Annotated in this window: 2 protein-coding genes; one reads left to right on the forward strand and one right to left on the reverse strand. The window is 61.9% G+C overall.

The features are described from left to right. Window positions 1–25: 25 nt before the first annotated feature. Window positions 26–196: a hypothetical protein gene (locus ABGA94_RS09395; protein ID WP_021204097.1), complete on the reverse strand. Its 171-nt coding sequence runs from the start codon at window positions 194–196 to the stop codon at window positions 26–28. A 214-nt stretch (window positions 197–410) separates the two neighbouring features. Between ABGA94_RS09395 and ABGA94_RS09400 the strand changes: the two genes are divergently transcribed. Beyond that, the gene (locus ABGA94_RS09400) at window positions 411–797 is read left to right on the forward strand and encodes a DUF2628 domain-containing protein (protein WP_014648516.1); all 387 of its coding nucleotides are present in this window, start codon (window positions 411–413) and stop codon (window positions 795–797) included. Window positions 798–866 lie beyond the last annotated feature (69 nt).

An 866-nucleotide genomic window follows, 5' to 3' on the forward strand; every position in this document is an offset into this window, starting at 1 on the left:
CCAGCGCGATCGACGGTGTTGCGGGTTACTCGCTTTCCAGCGCGGCCGGTGCCGCATCCCGCGTGGCGGCCGTGCGCGCACGGTCCATCGCCACCGCCAGTTGCTGGCGTGCGAGCAGTTGTTGTGCCTGCACCACTTCAGGTGTCGGCAGGAGCACCGGTCCCGGTGCGTTTTCCGGTGTAGCAGCTGTGGTCATGCAACCTCCATGGACATCCCGCCGCCGCACGGGTTCAGCCGGGGCGGCAGCGGAACTGCGCACCCTATCCTAAAAACAAGGCGGGCGGGTGACGGCGCGGCGCTTGGCCGCAGGCGCGCGAACAAGGCAGGCGTCACATTCTTGACGCTAGCGCTTGGATCCTGAATAGGACTTGTCCTATCATGAAAACGTTTTCTCACAGGGATGTTTCCCAATGAATACCACTGACCTGTCCCAGTTCAGCCCGAAGTGGCAGTTCCGCTTCAACTTCTTCCGCCAGCACGGCGCCCCCAAGAACCCCGGCTTCAAGCAGGCCTGGAAGGCACTGTCCTTTGGTGACCGCCTGAAGATCAACCTGAACTTCTTCGCGTTGTTCTTCGGTGCCATCTACCTGCTGATTCTCGGCATGTGGCGCAAGGCACTGGTGGTGATCGGCATCAACATCGCGCTGGCCATCGTCAGCATGTTCCTGCCGGATGTCGTTGGGCGCATGCTGTTCATCGCCATGAACCTGCTGGTCGCCTCCAGCACCAACTACAGCTACTACCTGGAGAAGGTGGAAGGACGCGCCAGCTGGAACCCGTTTGAAGGAATGTTCTGAGCCATCAGACCTGCGCAGGATGCGCGGCAAGGATGCAACCGACGCCCGGCACCCGCCGGTAGCTGGGAC

Source organism: Stenotrophomonas sp. 3diitr2024, assembly GCF_042136455.1.
Taxonomy (GTDB): domain Bacteria; phylum Pseudomonadota; class Gammaproteobacteria; order Xanthomonadales; family Xanthomonadaceae; genus Stenotrophomonas; species Stenotrophomonas sepilia.

Bases quoted from the DNA above. Each gene is read 5' to 3' on its own strand.
- ABGA94_RS09395 (WP_021204097.1), bottom strand. From the start codon at position 196: ATGACCACAGCTGCTACACCGGAAAACGCACCGGGACCGGTGCTCCTG.
- ABGA94_RS09400 (WP_014648516.1), top strand. From the start codon at position 411: ATGAATACCACTGACCTGTCCCAGTTCAGCCCGAAGTGGCAGTTCCGC.